This window comes from Chloroflexota bacterium (assembly GCA_020850535.1).
GTDB lineage: Bacteria > Chloroflexota > UBA6077 > UBA6077 > JACCZL01 > JADZEM01.
The window spans coordinates 21,879-28,181 of sequence record JADZEM010000218.1 but is presented as its reverse complement, the minus strand read 5'-3'; the positions used below and the strand labels follow the sequence as shown (position 1 = coordinate 28,181).

5 protein-coding genes are annotated in these 6,303 nt (G+C 68.9%); 3 read left to right on the top strand and 2 right to left on the bottom strand.

The window, feature by feature from the left end:
• The first annotated feature begins 488 nt into the window (after positions 1-488).
• Both IT306_30250 and IT306_30245 read left to right on the top strand, forming a co-directional pair.
• A complete protein-coding gene (locus IT306_30250) occupies positions 489-1,817 on the top strand; it encodes an LLM class flavin-dependent oxidoreductase (GenBank protein ID MCC7372732.1) in 1,329 nt (442 codons plus the stop codon).
• Positions 1,814-2,620: an alpha/beta fold hydrolase gene (locus IT306_30245; protein MCC7372731.1), complete on the top strand. Its 807-nt coding sequence runs from the start codon at positions 1,814-1,816 to the stop codon at positions 2,618-2,620. Before IT306_30250 ends, IT306_30245 begins: the two co-directional genes overlap by 4 nt.
• A gap of 27 nt (positions 2,621-2,647) precedes the next feature.
• Here IT306_30245 and IT306_30240 read toward each other — a convergent pair whose 3' ends face one another.
• Both IT306_30240 and IT306_30235 read right to left on the bottom strand, forming a co-directional pair.
• Positions 2,648-3,208 (bottom strand): Uma2 family endonuclease, encoded by a 561-nt coding sequence (locus tag IT306_30240; GenBank protein MCC7372730.1) that lies wholly within the window; start codon positions 3,206-3,208, stop codon positions 2,648-2,650.
• Positions 3,209-3,303: 95 nt separating this feature from the next.
• Positions 3,304-4,899, bottom strand: a complete 1,596-nt coding sequence (locus IT306_30235; protein ID MCC7372729.1) for a hypothetical protein — start codon at positions 4,897-4,899, stop codon at positions 3,304-3,306.
• Positions 4,900-5,602: 703 nt separating this feature from the next.
• Here IT306_30235 and IT306_30230 point away from each other — a divergent pair.
• Positions 5,603-6,277, top strand: coding sequence for an HAD-IA family hydrolase (locus tag IT306_30230; GenBank protein ID MCC7372728.1), 675 nt, complete (start codon positions 5,603-5,605; stop codon positions 6,275-6,277).
• Positions 6,278-6,303 lie beyond the last annotated feature (26 nt).

The following is a 6,303-nucleotide window of genomic DNA, read 5'->3' as shown; positions in this document are numbered from 1 at the left end:
TCACACCGTCGCTGCGCGACGGACGCCGGGCACGGACAGGGACTGGTGAGACTACAGCGTCGCGCAGCGACTGCAGGATCGTAGGCGGGGCTTTCAAGCCCCGACGCCGCGGCACGACGCGCTCAACATACGATTGCACTGGTAGCAGCATCAGGGCGATGGCATGTTCGTTGGTGTACCCGAAGCATCATGGAACGGGCAGGCGGGGACTTCAGTCCCCGCCTACCGTCACACCGTCGCTGCGCGACGGACGCCGGGCACGGACAGGGACTGGTGAGACTACAGCGTCGCGCAGCGACTGCAGGATGGTAGGCGGGGCTTTCAAGCCCCGACGCCGCCGCACGACGTGCTCAACATACGATTGCACTGGTAGCAGCATCAGGGCGATGTCGAAACGGCCGGGGTGGTCGTGCTAGGCTTACCCACTGGCGCACGGATGCGCCTTCTCGCCCGCCGATCAGCGCCGATCGCCGAAAGGGGATGACCCCGTGAAGCTTCACTGGTTCCATCTCGCTCCCTGGCAGCACCTGCCGAAAGACTTCAACGAGACGTACCGCAGCGTCTGGGTTGACGTGCCGAGCCACCTGTTCAACCCGGTCCAGGCGAACCACCACTACAACGACTTCCTCGACGAGCTTGAGCTGGCCGATCAGGTCGGCTTCGACGGCATCTGCGTCAACGAGCACCATCAGAACGCCTATGGCCTGATGCCCTCGCCGAACCTGATGGCCGCCGCGCTGACCCGTCGGACCCAGAATGCGGCTATCGTGGTGCTCGGCAACAGCATCGCCCTGTACAACCCGCCGGTCCGCATCGCCGAAGAGTTCGCGATGCTTGACTGCATGAGTGGCGGCCGGCTGGTGGCCGGCTTCCCGGTCGGCACGCCGATGGACACCTGTTTCGGCTACGGACAGGTCCCGGCCACGCTCCGCGAGAAGTACGACGAGGGGTACGAGCTGATCATGCAGGCGTGGACGCGCCCGGAGCCGTTCACGTTCAACGGGAAGTACACCCAGCTCCGCTACGTCAACATCTGGCCGCGCCCGGTCCAGCAGCCGCACCCGCCGGTCTGGGTGCCTGGCGGCGGCAGCATCGAGACCTGGGAGTGGGTCGCGAAGCGGAACCACGTCTACTGCTACCTGAGCTACAGCGGGTACAAGCGCGGCAAGTCGCTGCTCGACGGGTACTGGGAGACGGTCGCGCGGCTGGGCATCGAGCCGAACCCGTACCGGGCCGGCTTCCTGCAACTGGTCGCCGTGTCGGAGAGCGACGCCCAGGCCGAGGCCGACTACTACGAGCACGCCAAGTACTTTTATGACAACTGCCTGCACATCTATGAGGGGTACGCCGACCCGCCGGGCTACCGGACCCAGGCGACCCTGAGCAAGGGGCTGGTGAGCCAGCACGGCAAGGCCGCCACGCAGGCCCGCAAGAACCTGACCTGGAAGGATCTGGTCGAGGGCGGCTACGTGGTCGCTGGCTCGCCGGAGTCCGTGCGACAGCAACTGACCGACGTGGCGAAGACGCTGCGCGTCGGCCACCTGATGACGCTGCTCCAGTTCGGCAGCATGCCGAAGCACCTGGCGAACAAGAACACCGAGCTGTTCGGGCGGGAGGTCTTGCCGCACCTGCAGACGCTCTGGAGCGAGTGGGAAGACCACTGGTATCCGAAGATGATCCCGACGACGGACCGGGCGCAGCCGGCCCCGCTGCCCACCGCGACAAACGGCCCGGCGAACGGCGGCGCCGGTACAACCGGCCACCAGACGAATGGCCACGCGACGACGTCTGGCGCTCAGACGGGGGGTGTCCGATGAGCGCGCCATCCGAGCGAACGGTCAGCCTGCGCGGCGGCACGCTCACGGCGCGGGTGAGGGAGGCCGGTGACGGCCCGCCGGTCATCTATCTGCACGGCGCGGAAGGGCCGCTGCCCAGCTGGCCGCCCTTTCTGGAGACGCTGGACCGCTCCCATCGGATGATCTCACCGGACCTGCCGGGCTTCGGCGGCTCGACGGGCGGTGAGGGCATCAACGACGTGCTCGACCTCTCGGTGTACCTGCTGGACCTGCTCGACGCGCTCGGGTTGGAGCGCGTCGCCATCGTCGGGCACGATCTGGGCGGGATGGCGGCCGCCGAGCTGGCCGCCGTCGCGGGCAATCGCGTCGCCTCCCTGGCGCTGATCGCGCCGCTCGGCCTCTGGGTGGACGACGATCCGATCCTCGACTTCTACGCCACGCCGCGCGCCGACCTGACGCCGCTGGCCTGGCACGATCCCGCGTCGGGCACGGCAACGGCAGTCCTGACGCCGCCCCAGACCGAGGCCGAGGCGCAGATCGCGGCCCTGGAGCTGAACCACGGTCTGGCGGCGTCCACCCGGCTGCTCTGGCCGATCCCGGACCGTGGCCTCAAGCGGCGCATCCACCGGATCATCTGCCCGGCGCTGCTGATCTGGGGCGCGAGCGACGGCGTCGTGCCGCCAACCTACGGACCCCGCTGGAAGAGCGCGCTGTCTGACGCCCGTCTCGAGGTTGTGCCCGGCGCGGGCCACTACCCGATGCTGGAGCAGCCGACCGCCGTCACTGACGCGATCACGCCGTTCCTGCGCCTCCACGGAGCCTGAACGCGGCCCGCCGGCTCTGGGGTGCGATCAGACGCCCCAGAGCCGAGCGAGCGGGATCGCCAGCCCGGCGAATGGCGGCGCGCTGAATGAAGCGTCGCCAGCAGCCTCGGCGACCAGTTCGTAGGCGCCGTCCGCACCCAGCTCGAACGCACGGACCCACTGCGCCACCGGCTCAAAGACCCAGCAGTGCTTGACGCCGTGCTTCGCGTACAGATCGCACTTGGTCTCCTGATCGGTCGTCATGCTGGACGGCGCGATGATCTCGACCACCAGATCGGGTGCACCCCGCACGTTGGGATCCGTGACGATGTGCAGGCGATCCCGACTGATGAACAACACATCCGGCTGCACAATCGAGCCGTCAGCGAGGTAGACATCAGTCGGCGCGCTGCAGACGTGGCCCAGGTCGTTGTCGTAGACGTGAACGCCAAGGACCGCCGTCAACTGGGTGGCCGTCCACTGGTGTTTCATGCTGGGAGCCGGTGACACGTGCAACTCACCTTCGATGATCTCATACCGAAGCCCATCGTCGGGCAGTTGCAGGTAGTCCTGGTACGTGAGCGCCGCCCGCTTGACTGGTGTTGCCATCGCCGTGCCCTGGTCGCCGCGCGGCGCGCGGATCAGCGTGCCGCCTCTGTCACTGCACCATCAGTGGCGCGCGGGTCGGACGTTGCGCCCGGCGCTCAGAACGAGCCGGGGCCGCCGCCCACGAAGGTGGCCCAGGAGCCGCAGCCGTCCACCACGCTCAGCGGCACCAGCACCGACTGCGCCGGGTTCACCCGGGTGATCTGGAGCTGAACGCCGGTCGTGCCGGTCGGGAGGGTCAGGCTGGCGCCGGTCGTCAGGCCGCTGGGGCCGCCGGCGACGGACACGCTGGCGTTGTTGAGCGGCTGGCCCTCCGCGCCAACGTCGAGCCGCACGTACGGCACAAGGCCGCCCGAGATCGTCACGCCGAGGAGGCCGGGGCCAAGCGGCTGCGTCGCGATCCGCACAGCCGGTCGCGGCGAGCACGGCGAGACGACGCCCAGGGTTGGGGTCACGACGGGCGGGAACGGGGTCACGGGCGGCACGACGCTGGCGGCCGGCGTCGATGTCCAGATGGGAGCCAGCGTCGCGGTTGGCTCCTGCGTCTGCGTCGCATCGGGCACGATGGTGGCCGTGACGGTGGCGGTTGCCGTCAGGTCCGTCGTCGGCGTGGCCGTTGCCGTGCTGACCACGCTGCCCGTCGCGGTGGCCGTCGCCGTGGTCGCGTTGGGCGTCCGGGTGGCCGTGGGCGTGTTCGTCACGGTGGGGGTCAGCGTAATCGTCGGCGTCAGCGTCACCGTCGCCGTTGGCAGCACGATGCCGTTCTCGCCGAACGATTGCACACGGTTGGTGCCGGTGTCGGCCACGAAGACGATGCCCTGACTGTCCACGGCTACGCCGTGTGGCAGCGTGAACTGTCCGCTGCCGGTGCCAGCCGACCCGAGCGTGTACTTGAGCACGCCGTTCAGGTCGAACGCCTGGATGCGGTTGTTCCAGCGGTCCGCGACGTAGACGGTCCCATCAGTCCCGACGGCGATGCCAGTCGGCCGGTCGAACGCCCCGGCGACCGTCCCGAGGCCGCCCCAGCTCAGCAGGGGTGTGCCGTCGCTGGCGAACTTCTGCACGCGGTTGTCGTCGCGGTCGGCCACGAAGACCTCGCCGGTCGCCGCTACGCCGATACCCGTCGGCGCGACCAGCGTCCCGCCGCCGAAGGTGGCGCTCCAGGCCGCCACGAACGCGCCGTTGGCGTCGAAGACCTGGACGCGGTGGTTGTCGCGGTCCGCGACGTACACCCGGCCCTGGCTGTCCAGCGCGATGCCGTGCGGCCGGTTGAGCTGGCCGTTACCAGCGCCGGTGCCGCCCCACTGCGTCACATAGACGCCAGCAGCCGTCAGCTTCTGAACCCGATTGTTGTAGGTGTCCGCGACGTAGAGGTTGCCGGTGGCGTCGGCCGCGGCGGCAATCGGCACGTAGAACTGGCCGTTGCCGGTCCCGCGCGAGCCTATCGAGCGGATGAAGCCGCCATCACGGCGGTGGACCTGGATGCGGTCGTTGTAAGTATCGACCACGAACAGCGTCTCCGCGCCGTCCCAGGCGATCCCATGCGGCGACGAGAACTGGTTGTCGCCAGCGCCGAACACGCCCCACCAGGAGAGGAATCCAGGGGCGACCTCGGCGCTGGCCGGCAGGGCTGCTCCAGGCAGTCCCGCGACCAGCAAACCGAGTGCCACCACCAGTAAGAAGAACCGCGCCATCCCTGGCCACTACTCCCCACGTCGGCATTACGTCCTGCGCCGCCGTGTCAGTGGCGATCCCGCACGCTGGGTGCGTCGATCTCCACCCACAGCATGCGGCAGCGAGGGGCGCCGGGAAGAGAGCCGGACGTCCCAGAATGGGCCGCCAGAGGTACCGGCGTGATGTAGCCGAGCGGCTGAGCGCGGCGTTGGGGTTGGGAGACGCTGCCCCGTTGGCGGCGTCTCCCAACCCTGCTATCCTGCCACCGCATCCTGACGACGGCGCAGATGCCCGGAGCAGGCTTTGCGAAACACCTTCCCCGTCATCCCGACTGCGCTCGCACGCTCGCTCCGCTCGGGATGACGGTGTGGGCAGGTTCCGCGCTTCGGTCGGGACAACACAGGGCGATTGCATGATGGGCACGTCCTGAGACCTCGTCGGGGACTGAAGTCCCCGCCTACCATCGTGCTGTCGCTCTGCGACGCTGCTGTCTCACGCGACGATGGCTATGCTGGTCCTCCGTTGCGTAGCGACTGCATAACTGTAGGCGGGGACTTCAGTCCCCGACCGCCCGATGCGTGGTGCTATGGGAGCACGAGCGAACATGCAATCGCCCTGCGGGACAACTCCGAGTATCGCTCGTTTCTCGTTCCGGCCGGGATACCATTGCGCTGATTCAGCGTGGCGCCGTGCCAGCTGCCAGCCAACAGAAGGAGCCAGACCGTGCTGCCCGAGCTTGTCGTGTCCGACTTCGCCGGCACCGCCATGAAGGAAGAAGGCGCGGTCCTGGTGGCCTATCGCCTGGCCCTGCGCGAGTTCGACATCCCGTTCACCGAGGAAGACCTGGCAGCCCGGCGTGGGGCCAGCAAGCGGGCCGTGTTCCAGGAGCTGGCGGGCCGCGTCCGCTCGGCCGACGAGGCGAAGGCCATCGCGCCGAAGGCCCTGGCGGTCTTCGAGAACAGCCTGCGCCAGGAGTACGAGACCGGTCCCGTCCGCGAGGTCGAAGGCGCGAGTGCGGCGGTGGCTGCGCTCAAAGCGGCCGGGGTCAAGGTCGCGCTGACCAGCGGCTTCGACCGCGGGCTGGTCGATCTGCTGGTACGGCGGCTCGGCTGGGAGAGCCTGTTCGACCGGGTGCTCGCCAGCGACGACACGCCGGCCGGCCGCCCTGCGCCGTACCTGATCTACCGCGCCATGACCGACCTCAACGTGTTCGACGTGGGCCGCGTGGCCGTGGTCGGCGATACGCCGCTCGACCTGCAGGCGGCATCGAACGCCCGCGCGGGCTGGATCGTCGGCGTGCTGAGCGGCGCACACGGCCTGGAGACGCTCGGCGCAACGCCGCACACGCATCTGCTGCCGTCCATCGCGCACCTGCCCGGGCTGCTCGGCATCCGCTGACGGGCGGCAGGCGTCTGGTATACTTC

Coding starts and splice junctions, on each gene's coding strand:
- IT306_30245 (MCC7372731.1), top strand. CDS start 1,814: ATGAGCGCGCCATCCGAGCGAACGGTCAGCCTGCGCGGCGGCACGCTC.
- IT306_30240 (MCC7372730.1), bottom strand. CDS start 3,208: ATGGCAACACCAGTCAAGCGGGCGGCGCTCACGTACCAGGACTACCTG.
- IT306_30235 (MCC7372729.1), bottom strand. CDS start 4,899: ATGGCGCGGTTCTTCTTACTGGTGGTGGCACTCGGTTTGCTGGTCGCG.